The organism is Nocardia brasiliensis, from assembly GCF_042691675.1.
In the GTDB taxonomy this organism is placed as follows: Bacteria; Actinomycetota; Actinomycetes; order Mycobacteriales; family Mycobacteriaceae; genus Nocardia; species Nocardia brasiliensis_D.
The window spans coordinates 1,163,971-1,183,758 of sequence record NZ_CP170507.1 but is presented as its reverse complement, the minus strand read 5'-3'; the positions used below and the strand labels follow the sequence as shown (position 1 = coordinate 1,183,758).

Sequence of the window (19,788 nt, the reverse complement as noted above, 5' to 3'; positions counted from 1 at the left end):
CCTTCGGCTACAACGCGATTCGATCATCGCACAAATACCAACCGTCCAGTAGGTGAACGTTCGGTGGGTACCGCCGCTCCACCGTAGCCCCGGACGACGCCAGCAATCCAGCGGCGGACACCTGCCGAAGCGCAGCGTCCACATCCCGCTGCGCACCCACGGCGTCCAGCACTACCTCCCTGGTCACCGCGCCACGCTCGGCCGCGGACAGCAGCCGCGCCAGCGCCGCCCGGTGCCGCGGCTCCGGGCGCGGCCATAGCAGCCGCACCGCGGTTTCCACCACGGCGCCCGGACTCCAGATCGGCGGCAATGCCGCGCCGCACTGCGGCACCGAAGGCGACTCCCCGCCGTACCAGCGGCCGCCTTCCCACCAGAAGCAGAAGGAGAGCAGACCGACCGCCGCGCGTGGGTTCAGCACCGTGTTGGTCACCCAATCGGGCGCGCCCGCATAGAGATTCGGTAAGTCGATGCCGCCGTTGTACGCGGCGTTCAGCGTCGGCGCGTTCCACACGCCGCCGGAGAGCACCGCCCGGTCCCCCGGCAGCACGTACAACGAGGAGCCGCTGCTCGCGTTCCGCGCGGTCTCGAACCACGCCGTGTCCGGCACGATCCGCGGCCCCGGATCGGCGGCGACCGCCTCGTAGACGACGGAAATCGTGGCCCACCTAGCCCATATCTCCGGGAAGGGGGGCAGGTCCTCGGTGATCGGGGTCGGTGGGATGCCGCGAGTCCGATCGGCTCGGGCGGCGACCTCGGCACGGCGCCCACTGCGTGATTGCCGGTCGTGGTGGCCGATATACGCGGCGAGCCACACCGGTAGGCGCGGGCGCGGATATGCCGCCACGTCGGCGCGATACGCCTCGGGCCGGAACAATTGATCGCCGGGGAACGGCTCGTCACCGTAGTCGTAGTCGATTTCGGGCGCACCGAATGCGTTCACCCGCACCAGCAATCGCCACCACGGTCCGCCCACGGCGGTCAGCGACTCGGCCCGGTGCGCACGGGCCAGCGCGAGCAGCGCCGGGGGTGCCTCGATCCTGGTCACCCTGGTTCCGTCGGTGCAGATGATGCGCGCCGACTCGGCGGACACCGTCAGCGCGAACGCCGCGTCCACTCGCCGCAGTCCTGGCCTGCCGAGTGCGGCGACCCCCGCGACGAGACGGGCCAGCGGCGACCGGGCCTCCGCGACGGCGAGTTCGCTTACGCCGGTGGCGTCTTCGAAGTTCTCGTCGCTCATCAGGTGCCGTTCTTGTTGCCGAGAGACTGGTGCTGCGCAGTCTTTTTTCGATAGTGACACGCACACAAGGGCACCGAGCCCCATACCGGGGACAAGAAGCTCAAGGGACTGTTAAGAATCTGAAATGACTATTTCCGACTTGCTGACGGCTGGTCACCCCCGGTAAATGCGAAACCGCGCGCACCGGACCTCGCGATTTGCGAGGATCGGCGCGTGCGGCTTGCGGTGGTCGAAGACGATGACGGCGTGGCAGACGCCCTGGTCGCGGCGCTGACCGCCCGGGGCTACCACGTCGACCGTAAACGCCGCGGCGCCGAGTTGCTCGCCTCGTACCACGACTATGACGCGGTGATCCTCGATCTCGGCCTGCCCGATATCGATGGGCTGGAGGTGCTTCGGCGATTACGGCAGGTCAGCTCGGTGCCCGTGCTGATCCTCACCGCGCGCGGTGGCGAGCACACCATCGTCACCGCGCTGCGCGGTGGCGCCGACGACTACCTGGTGAAGCCGCCGCGCATCGCGGAGTTGGCCGCGCGCCTGGAGACGGTGACCCGCCGGGCCGGACCGCGGGAGCCGACCCCGGTGGACGTGGTCACCGAGGACGTCCGGGTCGATCTGGTTGCCCACCAGGTGGTGGTGGCGGGCAGCGAAATACCGTTGACCCCCAAGGAATTCCAGCTGGTGCAGATCCTGGTGGAACGGCCCGGTACGGCGGTGAGCCGCCAGCAGATGATGGACCGCATCTGGGGCGACTCCTCGGCGGCGGTATCGCGGGTGCTCGACGTGCATATGGCGGGCCTGCGCGCCAAACTGGGTCGGCCCGGCTTGATCGTCACGATCCGCGGCTTCGGCTACCGGTGGGGGGCGGCCTGAAGTTTCAGCGCCGCCTGGGCGTTCTGCGCCGCCTCGGTCAGCGCTTGCGCGAGCGTGTCGTAGTCGACCAGCTCTCCGCCGAGCTCGATATGGGTGTCGATCACGATCCCGTCCGCGTCGACGGTCACCCGCACTCGATCGCCGAGTGCCGAACCGGTCGCCGTCCGCTCGGAATGACCCGCCATATCGAATCCTCTTAACCCGCCGATGAATACGATTCGATAATGGCGCTGCGGGTGCGGCGAATGTAGCCGGAAGGCGAATACTTAGCAGTCGCTTAAGGATATCCCGTGCGCGGCCGGGACCGGTGCGTCACGCATTCACCGAACCCTGCCGCTGCTGAAAACGCTGCTCGAAATCCGCGATATACACCGATGGCGCCACCGACGACGAAGACTGTTCCAGCACACCGTCATCGGCGATATAGAAGATCGCTCGACCGATCGAGATCTCACCGGGCTCGGTCGGCACGAACACCATCCAGCCCACGCTGATCCGGTCGGCCCGCAGCTTCTCCAACGGGTATCCGCTGGTGTCCATCTCCTGGTCGAGAATGTACTGACGCACCCGCTCGATCGCCTCCGCCTGCGGCATCGGCTCCGGCAGCGTCAGCGTCACGCCGGCCAGGGTGAGCTGGTACAGAGCGCTGTCGATGTCGAATGTGCCGTCGTCGCCGAAGACATCGACCAAGGTGTCGCGGGTAACGACGCCGACCTCCGCCGCCGAGACCAGGGTGGCCACCGCCTCGCGCTGGCGATCCGTCGGTTGTTCCGCGAGCAGACCGGTCACCACATCGACCACCGTGTCGGAGGTCCAGACGCCGGGCACCGCCTCGGCCAGCTGGTCCGAGGTCGGCGATTCGCCGCGATACCAGCGGCCGCCCTCCCACCAGTAACAGAACGACAGAAGTCCGCTCGCCGCACGGGGATTCAGCACCGGATTGGCCACCCACTCGGGCGCACCGGCGAACAGCGCGGGCATCGGCGCGCCGTCGTTGTAGGTGGCGTTCAGCTCTGGCGCGTTCCACACCCCACCCGACAGCACGGCCCGGCCACCGGGCAGCGTGTACAGCGTCGAGCCGCTGCGCTTGGCTCCCTCGAACCAGCCCAGCGCGGGCAGCACCCGTGGTCCCCACTGGGATCCGGCGGCGACGAACGCCGCGGCGATCACCGCCCAGCGCGCCGACATCAGCGGGAAGGCCGGAAACTCCTGCTGCGACAACACAGCTCGCACGCCCGCCGCGCGATCGGCTCGTGCCTGCGCGGCCGCCAGTTGCGCCGGGCGCGACTGGCGTTCGCCATGGCCCACGTAGGCCGCCAGCCACACCGGCAGGGTCTGCCGCGGATAGGCCTCCAGGTCGGCGCGATACACCTCGGCCGGGAAGAGCTGGTCCTCCGGGAACGGCTCGTCGCCGTAGTCGTAGTCGACTTCGATCTCGCCGGAACTGGTCAGCGTCATCAGCAGCCGCCACCAGGGACCGTCGCTCAGCCGCGCGGACACGTCCCGGTGTTCCCTGGCCAGTTCGAGGATCTCGGGGGTCGGCTGTGCCTGCACCGAGCGCTGGTCGTCGTCGGAGTACTCGACAAACGCGGTCTCCGCGCTGGTCGTCAGGGCGAACACCGCCTCCAGCCGCCGCCAGCCCTGCGGGCCCAACGCCGCCAGCTCCCTGGCCATCTGGTGACCGAGCTGCTTGGCGCGCTCGGCGACGTCCGCCGCCGGGGGCTGCTCGAGCAGGGTGAAGCCGACATCGGGTTCTTCGCCGGACTCCCCGAAGGCGTTCACGAACTCTCGCATGAACGCCTCGCCGGCGGCCTCGGTCGGCGCGCCCTCGGCGGGTTCGCCAGTACCCGGCTCGTCCGTCGCGCTCTCGTCCGACAGCGAGGTCATGAACTCCCGCATAAAGGCCTGGGCCTTGGCATCTTCGGGCGAGGATGTCGAGTCGTCCGGCTGGCCCGCGGGCTGATCGTCGGCCGCGGCCGTCGGGTCGTTCGCCGCTCCGGCATGCTCCGCGGCCGACTCGTCTCCGGCCCGGCGGTCTGCCGCCTCGTCGCCTGGTGTGGTCACGTCGCAGCAATCTCCTCATCCATGCACCGAGACCCGATGCCCGAGCTGTCCTACCGCCCCATACTGGCACAGCGGCGGGGCGGGCGACCGCTGAACAAAACGCTACGAAGCGCCGTTCCCGACCAGCTCGCTCCCACGGCTGGACCTCCGGTTACCAGCGCCCGCGCTCCGGCAAACCATCCGGTTCCCAGTGCGTTTCCATCCGTTCCAGAATCATCTCGATCGCGTCGTCGACCATTCTGCGCAGCCGTTCCGGCCCGACACCGATGGCCACCGGAGCGTTGTCGACCTTGATGACGTACCGGCCGTCATCGGGCAGGTCCCGCCACATCAGGATCTCCTGCAGGATGCCGCGCGGACCGAACTTCGACCGACCCTGGTGGATGGTGATCGCGCCGGTGCTCGTCGCGGGTATGTCGAAGAACTGCTGGCTGCGCTGGGCCGAGGTATCGCGGGAGTAGTCCAAGGCGACAGAGCCTGCCGAGTCGTAATCGCCGTCGTCGTGCCGGTTGACCACGATGGGAACGTTTTTCAGGCGACCAGCCTTGTCCGACTGCGGCAACGCCGCGAGCGCCGCCTCGGCCAAGCCGTGCGGACCGCAGTCGGTGATGACGAAACCGCCGCTGTGCCAGATAGTTTCGCCGGGCAGCTGGGTCATCAGGTAGCCGCGCGAACCGGCCCGGACCGCGCGTACCCTGGTCCGCTTCTCCGGGTTGTTCATGTCCTGCTCGTTCCACCCGTATCCGACCACGGACACTTCGGGCCGCAAGAACGTCTCCAGCACCTCGTGAAAGGAACTGTCCAGGGTGCGCCGTAACCGCTCCCAGGTCTGGAACGATTCGCGTTCATAATCATCGAGACGCACCGTGCGCGCGGTGTACATGAACGGCGCGGGGAGATGGGTATTCGAATAGCGTTCCCACAGCGCGTCGAACTCGTCGTCGGTGAAGGTCCAGGTCTGCGTCACGTCTCGGTCACCGGGTTATCCGTCTGCGGCAGACGCAATTCCGGCAAGCCGAGTTCCGCGGCGAATTCGCCGACCGCGGCCGTCGACGCCTGCGGAACCTCGGCTGTCGAGGCCGCGCGGACCGCCGCCTCGGGCGCGCTGCCGTCGCCTATTCCCGGAATCCCCAGTGCCCCTGGAGTTTCCGAGGCGAGCGCATTGGGGATGCCCGCCGCCCATGCGGCCTGCGGCGCGCCGGTGCCCGGTTCGCCGGGTCCCCACGGGAAGGCCGCGGCGAGCGGCTGGGGGACGCCGGACATGGTGGGGATCGACGGAAGTTCCGCGCGCGGAAAGAGTCTCAGCAGCGGATTGGCTTCTTCTTCCTTGTCCTTGCCGTCCTTCTCGTCCTTCTCGTCCTTCTCGTCCTTCTCGTCTTTGTCTTTGTCTTCTTTGTCTTTGTCGTCGGCGTCGCCCGGCTGGCCGTCGTGCTCGCCGGGCTGCTGGCCGTCGGGGATTTGCAGCTGCTGCTGCTGAGCGGCGGCCAACTCGGCGGCATGCATCTGCGTGGCGGCCTCCACCGCGCCCTGGATGCCGGTGCTCAGCGCCTGCACGCCCGAGGAGAGGGCGCTGGTGAGCGGGCCGATCATGTCCTGACCGCTCGACGCGGCCGCGGGGAGGGTCGATGGTCTGCCATCGCCGGTTCCCGGCTTCTGCGGGTCCTTCTCTTCCTTCGGCCCGGACTTCTCTTCCGACGCCGGTTTCGGCTCGACCTCTGGTTTGACCTGTTGTTTGGAAACCGCTTCCACGAGCTTCGAAGGGTCCTGCGCGGTCTGACCCGCGGGCACGGTCGCCTTCGGGCCGGGTCCGCCGGGTCCAGGACCACCCGGGCCGCCGCCGGTGGGCTGCTGCTGGGACGGTTGCTGCTGGGCGGGCTGTTGTTGACCCGGCTGCTGTTGGCCAGGTTGTTGTTGACCGGGCTGCTGCTGGCCGGGTTGTTGTTGGCCCGGTTGCTGCTGGCCGGGTTGTTGTTGACCGGGCTGCTGGCCGGGCGGCTGTTTGGGAGTGAGGTCGTAGTTCGGGTCCGGGAGAACGGGGAAAGCCTGGGTGGTGTCGGTCATGCCCCGCGCGTACGTATCCCGATACTTGTCGCGGTACTCGTTCAACTGGCTTTCCGACAGGCCTTGGTGCGAGTACGGCATCGCAGAAACCGTCGCGCTCAGCCACTGCGAGGTGTAGGTGAGGTAATTGCCGACCACTTGCATGCGCATCGCCAACTGCTGGACGACGGCGCCGTATCGCTGGACCGCACCGACCGCCTTGTCCGCGCCGGGGCTGCGCCAGTTGTCGACCGTGACCTTCTGCAGATGCTGCTCGAGCTTGTAGGACTCGCCGACGAGCCGCTCCGACAGGGTCTTCCAGACGGCACCGGCCCGGAACGCCGCCTCCGGTTTAGAGCTCTCCCTGAGCGAGACCAGCTGTGGCCCCATCATGCTCTTCGGGGCTTCCAACCCGACGTCGATGGGCTCGGTGTCCTTGATCGACGCGGGCATCGTGGGCTTTTCGGCGGGCATGCTCGACGTCTTGTTTTTGTTGTAGTCCGGCGCGCTGTACTTGATGTCGGCGCCGGACGGTGCGGTGTCGACCTGGCCGAGCCGCGGGATGGTGTCCTTGAATTTCGCCTTGGAGTCGGCGTCCTGGTTCGCGTACGCGAGTCCCGCGGTCTTGAACAGGTCCCCCAGATCGGTCAGCGCCTTGATGTGCTGATCGAGTTTGTCGTTCAGGTCACGCGACTTCTTCTTGAACGCCTCGGTCAGGTTCAAGCCGCTGAACAGCGGGCTCAGGCGCTCCATCGTCTCGATGTGCTCGGTGTTGATGATCTTTTGATAGCCCCTGAGCTCACGAATCATGTCCGAGCATGCCTTCGCGCAGCCATGGGCAACACCGGTATCAACCTTGACGATGTCTCCATTGCCCTTTTGCTGCGCCCGCAGCCCGGACCATGGCGAGTCATTTCCCACGTTGAACGCTCCTCCTGACGTTCCCCACCCGCGCTCGGCCACCACCTCGCATGATGCGCATTCGAGTGGCGCCTGAGAGGATTCAACCGAACGAGAGCTCGGGGCGCAATCCACCATCATTATGGGGTCACGGCGACGTCATCGGCTCGGGAACGGCAACGGCGCGGCACCGATATCAGGTGTGCACACCCTTTTCCCGCGCGACCCGCCCGCCGCGCAGGGCCCGCGACCGCCGCTGCGAGCCCGCGAAAATTAACTACTTCTTAGGCTGAGCGCGAGTCTCGGGTGGCGGAACGGGTTTCCACGTCGGCGACGAACTGTTCGACGGCGGTGAGCGCGGCGCGGGCTTCGGGTAGCAGGCGGTGACCGACCTGGAAGACGTGGAACATGCCGGGCCACAACTGAACCTGGCACTGTCCGCCTGCCGCGCGCTGCGCCTCGCCGAAACGTTCGGCGTCGGCGCTCAGCATCTCGCTGGCGCCCGCTTGCAGCAACATCGGCGGCAGATCCGCGCCGACGCCACTCAGGACGTCCAGTCGTGGATCGTCGAAATGGGTTGTCCCGGTGTAGAGCCCGGTCATCTTGCTGGCCAGGCTCAGCGACATGAACGAATCCCACACCTGCGCGCGACGCGCGGCGGCCAACGCCCAGGTCGCGTCGACCAGCGGCGAGAACGCGACGATCGCGGCGGGCTGCGCGACGCCGAGCGCACGCAGCTGCACGGCCAAACCGAGCGCCATGTGGCCGCCTGCCGAGTCCCCCATCAGCACAATGTCTTCAGCGGCGTGACCCTGCTCGAGCAACCACAGGTAGCCGTTGAGCACGTCGTCGTGGGCGGCCGGGAACCGGTGCTTCGGAGCCAACCGGTACCGCAGGGTGAAGGCGGGACGCCCCAGCCGCCGCACCAGTTCCGACACCAGGCCACGATGCGTGGTCGGGCTGCAACCGACGTAACCGCTGCCGTGCAGGTAGTAGATGATCGGGGTGCCGGGGCGGGGCGGTTCGCCGACCCACTCGCCGACGGTCCGGCCGCGCGGCCCCGCCTCGTCGACGACCCGATGCGGCAGCTTGCTGTCGAACCAGAGCCTGCACGAAGCGGCCAGGCCGAGCCGGGCGGCGGCCACCCCGAAGCGGTTCGGTGGCAACACCGAACCCAGGGGACGCAGTGTCGCGTTCAACGCGAAGATCGCGCCTCGACTGGGCACAGACACACCGGTAAAGCCTCGATCACCATTGACCATCCGTCAATTGGACCCAGCGAGGATGGGTGTTAGCAATAGCAAGCAGGCCGATTCGTCAAACAGCACAAGCGGTCGCGTCGTTTGTTGGACACCTGGCCGGTCGTGCGAGCGGCATTTCCGCGCCAGGTGTCAGCGGGCGGTGCCGCGGCGGTTTATTTCGGCGATTTTGCGGGCCGTAGCCGCTTTGACGGCCGCCGCGTTCGAGCCGTCCAATTGGCCCGCGAATGCGCGGTGGGCGGCGGTGATCAGGTGATCGGGGACCTCGGGGTAGGCGCGGGCGATCGCGAGCAGCGCGTTCTCGGTTGCCGTATCCAGCCCGCTCTCGGTGAACAGGCCGCCGCCGCTGCGCACCGAGGCGAGCAGTTCCTCGAAATTGCCGCGTAGTTCGTTGTCGTTGGGGAAGTCCTCGCGCATCGTTCCTCCTCGATTTCCGCCATTGTCCGTGCGCCGGTCATCCGGCGAAGATCCGGGTACGCCGGTCGGGGTCGGCCAGCACGTCACGAATCAGCAGGCCCAGGTCGATATCGGGCAGGACGGACCGGTAGCGCACATCGCAGACGACCGTTCCCGCCGTCGTGAGCAGGAAGCGGGTAGTCCCTTCGTCGAACCGCTGCCATTCGGCGCCGACATGCGCCGCGTCCAAGTCGATGACCCGATCGCCCGCACGCACCGTCAACCGCCCGCCATCCCGGTAGAACACCACCGGTAGCTCGCCCAACTCGCCGAACACCCCACCCAACGAACCCAGACCCGACGGGTGCTCGCGCAGCACTCCGGTTACCGGATCGAACTCGGCAAACCCGCTGAAGCCGGTATGCGAGCGCACGACAATGCTTGCGCCACTGCGGGTTCCGTTGGTTGTCGACCCGTGGCCATTGCCGTAGGCCGAAGCTCGCGGAAAGGCACGTGACGGCCGCCCTGATGCGGGCGGCGGTGCCATCGGCGGCAGTATGTGCCCGGGACCAGCATTTTGCCGCCCTTCCCCCGACCCCGGCGTAGTCATCCCCGGTGCGCCGGATCCGCCATCCAACGATCCGGTCGGCGACACCTGCGTGTGGTGATCTCCAGGCGGAGTCGATTCCGAGAGTGCATACGAATGGCCTGCCACCCCTGGAGCATTCGGCCCCGGCAACGCCGCACCACCGGCGGACTCATCCCATCGCCGGGCGAGCGATGTATCCAGCAGACCGGGAGAGCTCGCCGATACCGCCGAATCCACATCAGGCAGATGAGGCAGCTGAAGCGAGCTCGGCGGCACCGTCGAGTCCGAAAGCTCTGGCAACCCCGGCACCTTCAGCGGCCCCGGCACCTCCGGCGGTACGTGAAGGTGCGGCAGATCAGGCGAACCCGGTGTCTCCGGCGGGTCCGGCGGCAGGACGCCGTCCGGGAACCCTGGTGGTACCGGAAGATCCGGCAAGTCGGACGGCAGTTCCGGTACCGGCAACTCCGGGGAACTGGGTGGCAGCGGGGATTCCGGGAGGTCCGGTAGGTCCGAAATCGCTGGCTGGTCCGGCAGCTCAGGTGGCAGTGGGAGATCCGGCGTTGGCACCTCGGGTGGAGCTGGCAACTCCGGGGTCGACAGCTCGGGTCGAGCTGGCAGTTCCGGCGGAACCGGGGGCTCAGGCGGGACCGGCAGTTCTGGCGGGACCGGCAGTTCTGGCGGGACCGGCAGCTCAGGCGGGACCGGCAGCTCAGGCGGGACCGGCAGCTCAGGCGGAACCGGCAGCTCAGGCGGAACCGGCAGCTCAGGCGGAACCGGCAGCTCAGGCGGAACCGGCAGCTCAGGCGGAACCGGCAGCTCAGGCGGAACCGGCAGCTCAGGCGGAACCGGCAGCTCAGGCGGAACCGGCAGCTCAGGCGGAACCGGCAGCTCAGGCGGAACCGGCAGCTCAGGCGGAACCGGCAGCTCAGGCGGAACCGCCAGCTCAGGCGGAACCGCCAGCTCAGGCGGAACCGCCAGCTCAGGCGGAACCGCCAGCTCAGGGGTCGGCAGCGCGGGCAGCTGCGGTGGCTCTGGAAGGGTCGGTACCTCGGGCACCTGCGGTGGCTCTGGAAGGGTCGGCACCCCAGGCACCTGCGGCAGCTCCGGAAGCGTCGGCACCCCAGGCACCTGCGGCAGCTCCGGAAGCGTCGGCACCCCAGGCACCTGCGGCGAATCCGGAAGCGTCGGCACCCCGGGCAACTGCGGCGGATCCGGAAGGGTCGGCGGCTCAGAGGGTTTCGGCAATTCCGGCGGCTGCGGAGGTACTTGGGGGGTAGGCGGCTTCGGCGATTCGGGCGTCGCCGGAGGCGTGGGTGGCCGGGGGTGGCTCGGAACGGTCGGCGGGTGCTGCGGCGGGACCGGTGGCTGGGGCGGCTCGGGTGGAACCGGTGGCTGTGGGGGTTGGGGGACCACCGGTGGGAACAGGGTGATGTCCGGCAACTCGAAGTCGTAGGGGTGCGGCGGATGTGGAATATGCGACCGCCAGATGGGACGCGGCGACTCCCCTACCGGTCCGTCATCCCCATCGGTCGTCCGTGGGTCGGGTGGTTCCTGCCCACCATCATCGCCCTGCCGCGCTGGCGGCCCCTGCACACCATCGTCTCCCGGTTGACCCGGTGCCCGCGCGGGCGCCGCCTGCTCGCCATCATCCCGTTGGCGGGCAGCAGTTCGCTTCGGCTCCTGCTCGGCTGACCCATTTTCACGGGTCGCGGGATCTTGTGATTCCTGTTTACCACCCTCTTCCTGCATTAGCGGCCTGTCGGCTTCGGATGACCGCGTTCGAGATGGCCCGGCCTGCGAATCCATTTGCTGCGGAGCACTTTCTGGGCCTGCACCGGACACGCCCGAGCCGTCCTCATACAGGCTTGTGGAGTGGCCCAGCTCGGCCGCCCCCGCAGACCCATCGGGCTGCTGTCTCGGTGCCTGCTCTGGTGGCCAGACTCGAACGTCACCTTCCGCGCCATTGTGGGGAGCGCGCGGCGGAGCCGAAGCACCGGGCCGCACTGGGGGCTCCTCTTGATCCAGCAGCCGCTTGGCCTCTTTGGCGCGGCGTTGCGCCGCTTGTTGGGCCTCCGTGTACCGCTCGTCGCTGCGGCGCTGCGCCTCGTCGAATCGAGTGTCGGTGTGCCGCTGCGACTCCGCATGCCGTTGGGCGATCTTTTGTTGCAGCGCATCGAAATCCGCTTCGGTTCGCTGCTGCGACTCCTGATGTTGCTCAGCTATGTTGCGGCGGGACGCATCGAAGCTGGCCTCGGTTTCCTCCGATGACCGCCATGCCTCCGCGATTCGGCGCTCTACCGCCCGCTGCGCCTCCGCGTACCGCTCATCGATCCGGCGCTGCGCCTCATCGAACCGAGTGTCGGTGCGCCGTTGCGACTCCGCGTGCCGCTCAGCGATTCGACGTTGCAGCGCATCGAAATCGGCCTCCGTTCGGTCCGACGACCGCCGCGCCTCTTCGATCCGGCGCTCCACCGCCCGCTGCGCCTCCGCGTACCGCTCATCGATCCGACGTTGTGCCGCATCGAACTCAGCGTCGGTGTCTCGCTGTGAGTCCTGATGCCGTTCGGCATTCCGGCGTTGCAGTGCATCGAATTCGGTGTCGGTCCGCTGCTGCGCCTGCACGAGTTGACGGACCGGGTCCGGTAGATCGGTGGCGTCGGTACGCACCGGATCTTCGGCGGGATTGTGGATCGGCCCGTCCACACCGAAGTCGGTGCGCAGGTGGATGATTCGACCATCCGGGCGGTAAGCGATTTCCACGTGGCTGACGACGACGTCGGAACGGTCGAGGAAGGGTACGAGCCAGGGGTGTTCGGCGGCGAGGTCGGCGCGGACCTGGTCCGGTGCGTTCCAGCCGATCACGACGATGCGCGGCGGGTCGCCATCGACCGCGCCGACCCGGTTGCTGTCGCCCACCGGACGGGCGCCTTGTGCTGCGAGTGCTTCGCGCTCCATGGCCAGCGCGACCATCTCGTCCAAGAAGGCCACTTTGGCCTCGGCTCGATTGACGGCGACGGCCGCTTCTTCCAGCGCGGCGACGCGCGCCTGGTAGTCCGCCATTTCGTTGCCGTGCGGGGTTTGGCGCACCGTCTTCGTCGCCAAAGCGTCGATGGTGCCGTCGAGTGCCTCCTCGGTCAGCCCGGTCTCGTCGACGGGCAAACCGCGCATGGCCGCCTCGCATATCTCGCGCGCTCTGGCCAATTCCGCGACGGCAGCGGCATTTTCGGCGGCCAGCCGGTTCGTCACCTGCCGAGCCAGGTCCGCGTCGACGCCGTCCTGCGGCGGCTCCTCGCGGCTGCCCGCAGGGTCCTGCGGCAGTGTCTTCGTTCCGTCGTCGCCGGTCGGCTCGGGCTTTCCGCCGCTGTCCGAGTCCGGTGTATCGGGCCGCGGCGGGGCGGCTCCGAGCGACGGATCATCGGGCGGCGAGTTCTTGCTGTTCCCCTCCGGCTGCTGTGCCGCGTCGAGGGCGGCGGCCCGGTCGGTGAGATCGATCAGTGCGTCGAGGTCGGCGCCACGGCGGGTGACCTCCGCACGCAGCGCGGCTTGCACTTCGGCCAGTTGGGCGGGGGTGAGGCGTTCCTTCTTGTCGATCTTCCCGTCGCGGTAGACCTCGTAAACCTTCGCCCAGCGCTTGGCATCGGCCTCGGTCAGATCGACGCCGACGGTCCGGGCCCAATCACGGCTGGCCCCAAGGTCATCCGGATCGGGCGGCGTGTCGTGCCGGGCGAACAGACCCGCGCCGTCCAGTGCGTCGGTGAGGGCGCCGACATCGCCGACCAGGTCGAGCAGATGCGCGATCGCCTTGTCGTGCACCGGCAATTCGACATCCGCCACCCGTGGATCGATCGCCTGGTCGCCACGGGTCACCGGATCGAACGGATCGAGGTTGTTGATCGTCCGGTAGTACTCGGCGAGCGCGTCGGCCAGGTTCGCGCGCTCGCGCGGTCGGCGCGCCAGCTTCCCAATGGCCTTGGCAAGCTTGTTCGGATCGACGGCATCGGTGTTCGGCACCCGGTGCGCCAGATCCTTGGTGAACTTCAGCGGATACAGGTCCTTCGGGAACCGGCCCGGCCGTTCGCCGACGCCCAGCCGCTCGGCCAACCGATCCCGCGCGGCAAGAACTACGTCGGCATCGGTGCCCTGCAACAGTTTCGCGTAGGCGACCAGGTCCTGAACCGCCTGGAGCCGGCGTGCCTTGCCGAGCTTCGGATCCAGTAGCGCCTTCGCTACCCGTTCGGGAGTCAGCGGCACCTCGTCCAGTCCGAGCCGATGCGCCAGCTGCGATCGCGCGTCGTCGTGGGCGTGGAAGTCATCGATATCCCATGCGGTGCGGGCATAGTCGATGACCGCCTCGATCTGGGCCGCCCGGATGGCGTTCTCGTTCCGTAGTTGCCGCAGGCGCTCGGGCGAATCCCGATCCTCGCTCGGCACCGCGAGCCGATCCGCGAGTTCTTGTCTGGCCGTCTCGATCTCGCTGCGGGACAACCGTTCCGGCTCCGTGTCGCGGGGCCGGACGCCGCTGTCCTGCTGCGGATCCGGGATGGCGCGCCACGGTCCGTCCTCGTCACGCACCGCCGTCACGTTCAGCGTGCGTCCCTCGAGCTCCTCGCGAAGGTGGCGCACCTGCAACGGATCTGTCTCGCCGATCCGGACGGTCCCATCCGGTTGGACGTGTGCGACCCGGTGCACGACATCCACCAGCCCCGTATTCACCGCTTCGGCGAGGTCCCGATGTTCGGCCAACGCGTCGGCGAGCACCCGCTCGTGGTCGAGATGTCCGTCGATCACCACCAGCCGCGGCCGTTTGCCCGGTTCACCGGGGACCAACCCGAGCCCGTCCACGTCGGGGAAGACGAAGCCACCGTCGGACTCGATCGACGCACGCAACGCCATATCGGCCACGATCCCGGTGAGCTCGTCCACTTCACCGTCGGCGCGCAGGTAGCGGTGGGCTTCGTCGCGGAAGTCCGCGAGTTCGGCGGCGCGGTCACGGATGTTGCGCAACTGCTCGGTCAGCGTCTCGGTCGCGCGCTGGTCCAGCCCCGCCAGATCGACGCCGAGCAATTGCGCCCAGACGGACCGTTCGTCCTTGAGCTGGTCGCGGCGCAGTGCGTTCTCGAAGTAGATCGGAATGCCCTCGTCCAGCCCCGGCTGGTCGGTGTAGGTGAGATCGCCCCAGTCCCGGCCCGGCTCGCCGCCGTTGTTGACGCCTTCCCAGTCCAGCATGGTGGTGGGGCGGTCGTTGGCGCGGACGACCTCGCGCAGGAACCGGCTCATCGGGTCGGAGTCGAAGAAGTTGACCTGTTCGCTGTAGGGGATGCGCTGGTTTTCGAAGTTGTAGCGCCGTGCGGCTTCGACCAGTCCGGCCAGGGCGCCGATGCGGCGAGCCTGCTGGTACTCCAGCACGCGCACCGCACGGCGGACATCGTCCGGGGTGACGGTGTCGGGCAGGTCGATGCCGAGCCGCCTCGCCTCGGCCTTCAACACGTCGGACAGATCCTCGCGACGGCCCGCCGCGTCGGTCAGCTCGTCAATCAATTCGCGGAACACGCCCGTCGTATTCGGATGCACGCGAGGCGATTCGGGGGATTTCGGTGGCGGGGCGGTTTCGCCGGGCTCGTTCTCCTTCGCGCGCCGGTCCTCCTCGGCGGCTTCGCGGCGCAAGTCCTCGAGCTCCACTCCGAGTTCCTTGCGCACCAGCTCCGGGTCCGCCTCGTCCAGCCAGTAGCGGTACTCCTCGCCGTCGCGGGTGCGCGGCACCGAGTAGTGGCCGGTCTGGTCCGGAATCCGGCTGGTCAGGTGTTTCAGGAACGGGATGAGCTCGCGGTTCTTCCACATGGTCGCGCCCTCTTTGAGGATGCGCACGGGGCTGAATTTGGTTTGCAGCACGTCGCCCTGATCGGTGTGCTTGATCAGCGGCACACCGGCCTGATGGCTGAGCATCGATTGACCAGCGCTGTCCACGCCGGACCCCGAGGGGTACTTCGGGACCAGGCCTTGGTATCCGGCGCGGATCATGTCGAGGAGACGGCGCAGGCGCGACGGTGGGTCGGGCTGCGCGGCCGGTTCCGCTGGCTTGGTCGCGGCGGCCGCGTCCGGCTCGGTCTCGTTGGCGTCGGGTTCGTTGGGCACGGGCTCGTGCGGCTGCCGCAGTTCGACCTGCCAGCGACCCGTCTCGTCGGCGCGCAACCACAGCGGCAACTGCTCGCCGTCCACGTCGAGGAAATGCGGACGGGTCTCGCCTGGCTCGGCGAAACGCGGCCTCGGTCCGGCGTTCGGCTCCGGTTCGGGTGAACCTTCTTGCGGCGGCGGGCCTTCCGCATCCTCGTGGCGTCGGCTCGGTGTGCCGGTGTTGTCATCGCCGACGGATTCCGGTCGGGGCGAGGGCTTTTCGGGACGCGCGGAGCCGGGCTCTTCGGCGGGGGGCAGGCCGATGATGACATCATCCGGACGATTGGAGGATTCGGCGTCGCCCTTGGCCTCCCGCATCAGCAGGTCGTGTAGCACGGTCGCGGGTTCCGAGGCCGTGCCCTCGGTGCCATCTGGTCGGAGTTCGCCGTGCCTGCCGTTCAGCTGTACATCCAGGTACGCGTCGGCGAGGGCTTCGGGCAGGGTGAGATTGCCGTGCCGGTCGAAGCTGTAGCCGCTGAGCTTGTTCAGCCACACGCTGTACTCGTCCGGGTCCACGTGGCCGTAGGTCGCCCGGTAGTGATTCAGCAGCGCGTCCTCGATCTGGCTGCGGGCGCGCATACCGCCCGCGAAGTCCAGCGCGTGGCCGAGTTCGTGCAGGATCGTCGCGTACACCGGGCGGGCGGCAGCGCCGGGTGGGGCATGCCGCACCTGTTCGGCGCGCAGCTTGGAGGTGCGCATCGCATCCGGGTTGGTGGCCACGTCGGCGTTCAGCGTGATCGCGCTGGTGTGATACGAGTAGATGTCGTTCGGATCGATGTCGTAGTGGGCCCGCGCGTAGACCGGCGCGCCGGTTTCCGGGTTGGGGGCGAGCGGCAGGATACGCAGGCGGCGCAGGTCGATCTCGGGATTCTCGGACAGCTTCTCGTCGACCGCCCGCGCGAACTCACGCAGCACGTCCGCCGGAACGTCCGAGTTGTCGAACCCGACGATTTCCTCGAATCCATGCCGCTGCTTCAGTATTCGCTCGATCTCGGCGGCATCCCGGCGCGACCATTCGTCATCGATCCGTGGCGTCGTGTCCTCCGGCGAACGATCAGCGGGCCCGTCGACGTCGCCGCCGCGCTCACCCTCCATGGCCGCGGACCGGTCCTCGGCTGCTGCGGCGAGCCGATCGGTCGAACGGCTTTCCGGACGGTTCGCGCCGATCCTGTTGTCGCCCATTCCCGGTCGTGGCGTCGTGCGCGAGGTCGAATCGCGTCCGCCGGTATCACCCGGGTGCAACGGGAAGGCCAGCACGTTTTCCGGTAGCAGGGGCGTGCCTGGCTGGTCCGGGCGACGGCTGGGTTGGGCATCGTCGGGTCGTGCCCGGGTGGGCTCGGCGCCTACGCGATCCTGCTCAGCCCGGGCGCTATCCCACTCGGCGCGACCGAAATCCTGCTCAGCGCGACCGCGGTCTGGCACAGCCTGATCGCGATGCGGTTCGGCGACACCGAGGACTGGTCGGATCCGGGAGCCGTCATCCGCCACATTCGATGTGCCAGAGCGTGATTCGGTGCGCGCGTCGGCGATGCTGCGGTGTGGTTCGGCGGCGATGGCGTTGTCGCCCAGACCGGTCCTGGTGTCCGCCGCACCGGCTCGCGACTCGTCGGCGCGGACGTTGGTGGCGGGGCGACTTTCCGGAGTACCGGCGCGCGGCTCGGCGGCTCTGGGATCGGCGCCGAGTTGTGGGCGTGCGGGTGCGTCGGCTGTGGGCTGGGGGCGGGTGGCGGGCGGGGCATCGGGGCGCGCGGTGGACGATGGTGCACCACTGCGTGTCTCAGTACCGTTGCGTACTTCGGGATTGGTCCGTGGCTCGGCGCCGACACGGGCGTCGGAACCGAGGTGAGCGGGGCCGGTACCAGTGTGGGTCGGACCAGGCACAGCTGGCGCCTGTTGTCCGGAGCGGTCGCCGATCGCTGGCGTTCCGTTGTTTCCGGTTTCCGGCGTCGTCCCGTGCTCCGTACCGTCGACCGGCGTATCGGTGGGATCGACTCCGTTGAGCGGGGTTTGCGCGGGTTGTACCTGAGTACTTCCCGGCCGGTCACCGGTCGCCGTCCCGTCGGCATCCGTCGCAGCCGGATGTGATGGCTGTGCAGCACTATCCGCAGGAGAAGCGGTAACCACTCCGCCACTGTTGTCGGAATCCGTGTGCACGCCCTCCTGGCCCACCGCGGGTCGAGCGGATGACCCGTCACCGGCTGACGTCGTGTGGTTCGTACCGCTAGGTGCGGGCTCGGCATGAACTCCGGCGTCGACACCCGCGACCGGCGTCTTGGTGGGCTCCGCCGACGGGGCTCCCGCGCGATTGTCCGTAGTCGATCCGTCAACTGTGTTGTCCGAATCCCGGGCGGAGTTCGAATCACCTTGTCCAGCAGGGTCGTTTTCCCCGCCAACGGGCTCGCCAACTTGCCGCGCACCGCTGTCCGAACCCGCGGGTGCGTCGGCGTCACCAGCGGCTGGGTGAACAGCCGAACTATCCCCCGCACCACGTCCATTCACCGACGCATCGGCGACAGGGCGGCCATTCACGGAACCGTCACCCGCACCGTGTCCAGCGGTCGGCCCGTCACCAGTGCCCGGTCCTGCGGGCACCCGATTACCAGGACCCCCATTTCGCGCCGAATTGTCACCCCCGCCGCCCGGCGGTGTTCCGGCGGGCGAATGGCCGCCGGGTGGACCACTACTCGGGTCCATCGGACCGCCGGGCGGCCGATACCAATCGGGATGCCGGTTGCGATAGAAGCTGTCGGCCGTCGCCCGGTTCGCCCCCGACATTGCGCCGTTCGTCGCTCCCGCGGAAAGCATCCGCCAATCGAACTGGTCTTTGATGTTCAGGCCGTCCCAGGCCTTGCCCCAATCCCAGTTGCCGTCGCCCTGATACGCGGCGATGGTGAGCTGCGCGCCGATGCTGCCCGCGAAGCCACCGACCGCACCGGCCGTGCCCGCGACGGTGCCGGTGATCGCGCCGCTGACCGCGGGCCGAATCCTGGGTTGCCCGTCGTCGCCCACCACTCGGCCGAGGCGTCGGCCGAGCCGTTCGCCGATCGGGCTGGCCACCCCCGCACCGGCGGCGGAGCTGATCGCGGTGATGCCGACCTGCGTCCAGTCGATGTTCTTCCGATGTCCGGCCTGTCGCTGGTATTCCTGGATACCGAGGTCCTGTCCGGTGCCGATCACCGTGTCGATCGCCACATGCCGGACCAGAAAGTTGGCCAGCCGTCTGCCGAGCACCCTCGACAGCAGCTGCACGACTCGATTCATCAAGCGGGCGGCGATCCACCGCACGGTCGCTCTGGTGCCGATGATGGCCAGCGCCTCGGTGGCGGGCGCGGTCGGCGGGAAGAGCCAGGCGATCGCGATCTCCAACGCGAGCAAGGCGATCGAGGTGATCACCATCAGTTGCGCGTACTCGATCTCGGTGCCGACACCGTCCGCCGCCTCGGCCAGGCTCTCGAAGTCCTTGGCCAGCAAGTCCAGTGACTGGTCGCCGTTGCGATAGACGTCGAGGTCGGCGAGCATCGCCTCGACACCGGCGCCCTGCGGATACGCGTTGCGGGTCGCTTCCTTGGCGGCATCGATATCCGCCAGGATCTTGCGCAATTCCGTTGCGGCGGTGCGCCAGTCACCGGCCAGACCGCGCATCCCGTCCGGGTCGCCCTCCGGGTACTCGGACCCGGCGACGACCTCCAGCAGCCACTGCAGGGCGCCTGGAACCTCAACCATCAGTGGTTACCCTCGATCACCAGCTGGATTGGGTGACTCCGCGACCGAGATCCGGGGTGTATGCCTCCACATTGCTGAATTCCCGAGCGGCGCTGTCGTTGTCGGCAGCGTCCTGACGTTCCGCCGATCCCGGTGGCGCGAGCGACACCTCGGGCTCGACCGGCTGCTGGGCGGAGAAATCCGGCATGCCCTCGATCAGGTCCGACACCCGCGGCAGTCGCGCGCGCCGCTCGTGCAGTGGCGCCATCAGGTCCTGGGTCTTGCGGGCCAGCTCGGCGCACGCCTGCTGCGCCGCCGCCGTCACCGCCTCGGCGATCTCGGTGAAGTTCAATTCCTCGATCCGTGGCCCGAACTTCGTCTCGATGATGGTGCCGTCGGCGTTCACCGTCACCGTCACCCGCTTACGCACCGTCGCACTCGCGGTGAGCTGAGCCCGCTCTTGTTGGATCTGGGCGATCGAGCGGAACTGCTGCTGTACTTCCTCCCACACCGAGGCGAGTTCGGTCTTCGCGTATTCGTTTGTCATGCCCGCGTCC

Annotated in this window: 10 protein-coding genes; 1 reads left to right on the top strand and 9 read right to left on the bottom strand. The window is 68.3% G+C overall.

Annotation, left to right across the window (positions count from 1 at the left end):
* Nucleotides 1-7 precede the first annotated feature (7 nt).
* A complete protein-coding gene (locus ACFK0J_RS05695) occupies nucleotides 8-1,237 on the bottom strand; it encodes a hypothetical protein (protein WP_378737210.1) in 1,230 nt (409 codons plus the stop codon).
* Nucleotides 1,238-1,450: 213 nt separating this feature from the next.
* On the opposite strand from ACFK0J_RS05695, the gene ACFK0J_RS05690 reads away from it, so the two are divergent.
* Nucleotides 1,451-2,110, top strand: a complete 660-nt coding sequence (locus ACFK0J_RS05690; RefSeq protein ID WP_378737209.1) for a response regulator transcription factor — start codon at nucleotides 1,451-1,453, stop codon at nucleotides 2,108-2,110.
* Here the strand turns inward: ACFK0J_RS05690 and ACFK0J_RS05685 are convergent.
* The 8 genes from ACFK0J_RS05685 to ACFK0J_RS05650 form a co-directional block, all read right to left on the bottom strand.
* Nucleotides 2,089-2,295 carry a YbaB/EbfC family nucleoid-associated protein gene (locus ACFK0J_RS05685; protein WP_218473814.1) on the bottom strand — a complete coding sequence of 69 codons (207 nt, stop codon included), beginning with the start codon at nucleotides 2,293-2,295 and terminating at the stop codon, nucleotides 2,089-2,091. The two genes, ACFK0J_RS05690 and ACFK0J_RS05685, sit on opposite strands and share 22 nt — an antisense overlap.
* 127 nt (nucleotides 2,296-2,422) lie before the next feature.
* On the bottom strand, nucleotides 2,423-4,174 hold the full coding sequence (locus tag ACFK0J_RS05680) for a hypothetical protein (RefSeq protein ID WP_378737206.1): 1,752 nt from the start codon (nucleotides 4,172-4,174) through the stop codon (nucleotides 2,423-2,425).
* 151 nt (nucleotides 4,175-4,325) lie between these two features.
* Nucleotides 4,326-5,141 carry an ESX secretion-associated protein EspG gene (locus ACFK0J_RS05675; protein ID WP_378737205.1) on the bottom strand — a complete coding sequence of 272 codons (816 nt, stop codon included), beginning with the start codon at nucleotides 5,139-5,141 and terminating at the stop codon, nucleotides 4,326-4,328.
* The gene (locus tag ACFK0J_RS05670) at nucleotides 5,138-7,135 is read right to left on the bottom strand and encodes a hypothetical protein (RefSeq protein WP_378737203.1); all 1,998 of its coding nucleotides are present in this window, start codon (nucleotides 7,133-7,135) and stop codon (nucleotides 5,138-5,140) included. The genes ACFK0J_RS05675 and ACFK0J_RS05670 overlap by 4 nt, the downstream gene beginning before the upstream one ends.
* A 263-nt stretch (nucleotides 7,136-7,398) precedes the next feature.
* Nucleotides 7,399-8,340 (bottom strand): alpha/beta hydrolase, encoded by a 942-nt coding sequence (locus ACFK0J_RS05665; RefSeq protein ID WP_378737201.1) that lies wholly within the window; start codon nucleotides 8,338-8,340, stop codon nucleotides 7,399-7,401.
* Between the two features lie 165 nt (nucleotides 8,341-8,505).
* Nucleotides 8,506-8,790, bottom strand: a complete 285-nt coding sequence (locus ACFK0J_RS05660; protein ID WP_378737199.1) for a hypothetical protein — start codon at nucleotides 8,788-8,790, stop codon at nucleotides 8,506-8,508.
* Nucleotides 8,791-8,827: 37 nt separating this feature from the next.
* Entirely contained in the window at nucleotides 8,828-19,252 is a 10,425-nt protein-coding gene (locus ACFK0J_RS05655; RefSeq protein WP_378737197.1) for a hypothetical protein, read from the bottom strand.
* A 16-nt stretch (nucleotides 19,253-19,268) separates the two neighbouring features.
* A complete protein-coding gene (locus ACFK0J_RS05650) occupies nucleotides 19,269-19,778 on the bottom strand; it encodes a YbaB/EbfC family nucleoid-associated protein (RefSeq protein ID WP_378737195.1) in 510 nt (169 codons plus the stop codon).
* Between the last annotated feature and the right edge of the window lie 10 nt (nucleotides 19,779-19,788).

Excerpts from the sequence above, each read along its gene's own strand:
- ACFK0J_RS05695 (WP_378737210.1), bottom strand. The coding sequence starts at position 1,237 with ATGAGCGACGAGAACTTCGAAGACGCCACCGGCGTAAGCGAACTCGCC.
- ACFK0J_RS05650 (WP_378737195.1), bottom strand. The coding sequence starts at position 19,778 with ATGACAAACGAATACGCGAAGACCGAACTCGCCTCGGTGTGGGAGGAA.
- ACFK0J_RS05685 (WP_218473814.1), bottom strand. The coding sequence starts at position 2,295 with ATGGCGGGTCATTCCGAGCGGACGGCGACCGGTTCGGCACTCGGCGAT.
- ACFK0J_RS05655 (WP_378737197.1), bottom strand. The coding sequence starts at position 19,252 with ATGGTTGAGGTTCCAGGCGCCCTGCAGTGGCTGCTGGAGGTCGTCGCC.
- ACFK0J_RS05660 (WP_378737199.1), bottom strand. The coding sequence starts at position 8,790 with ATGCGCGAGGACTTCCCCAACGACAACGAACTACGCGGCAATTTCGAG.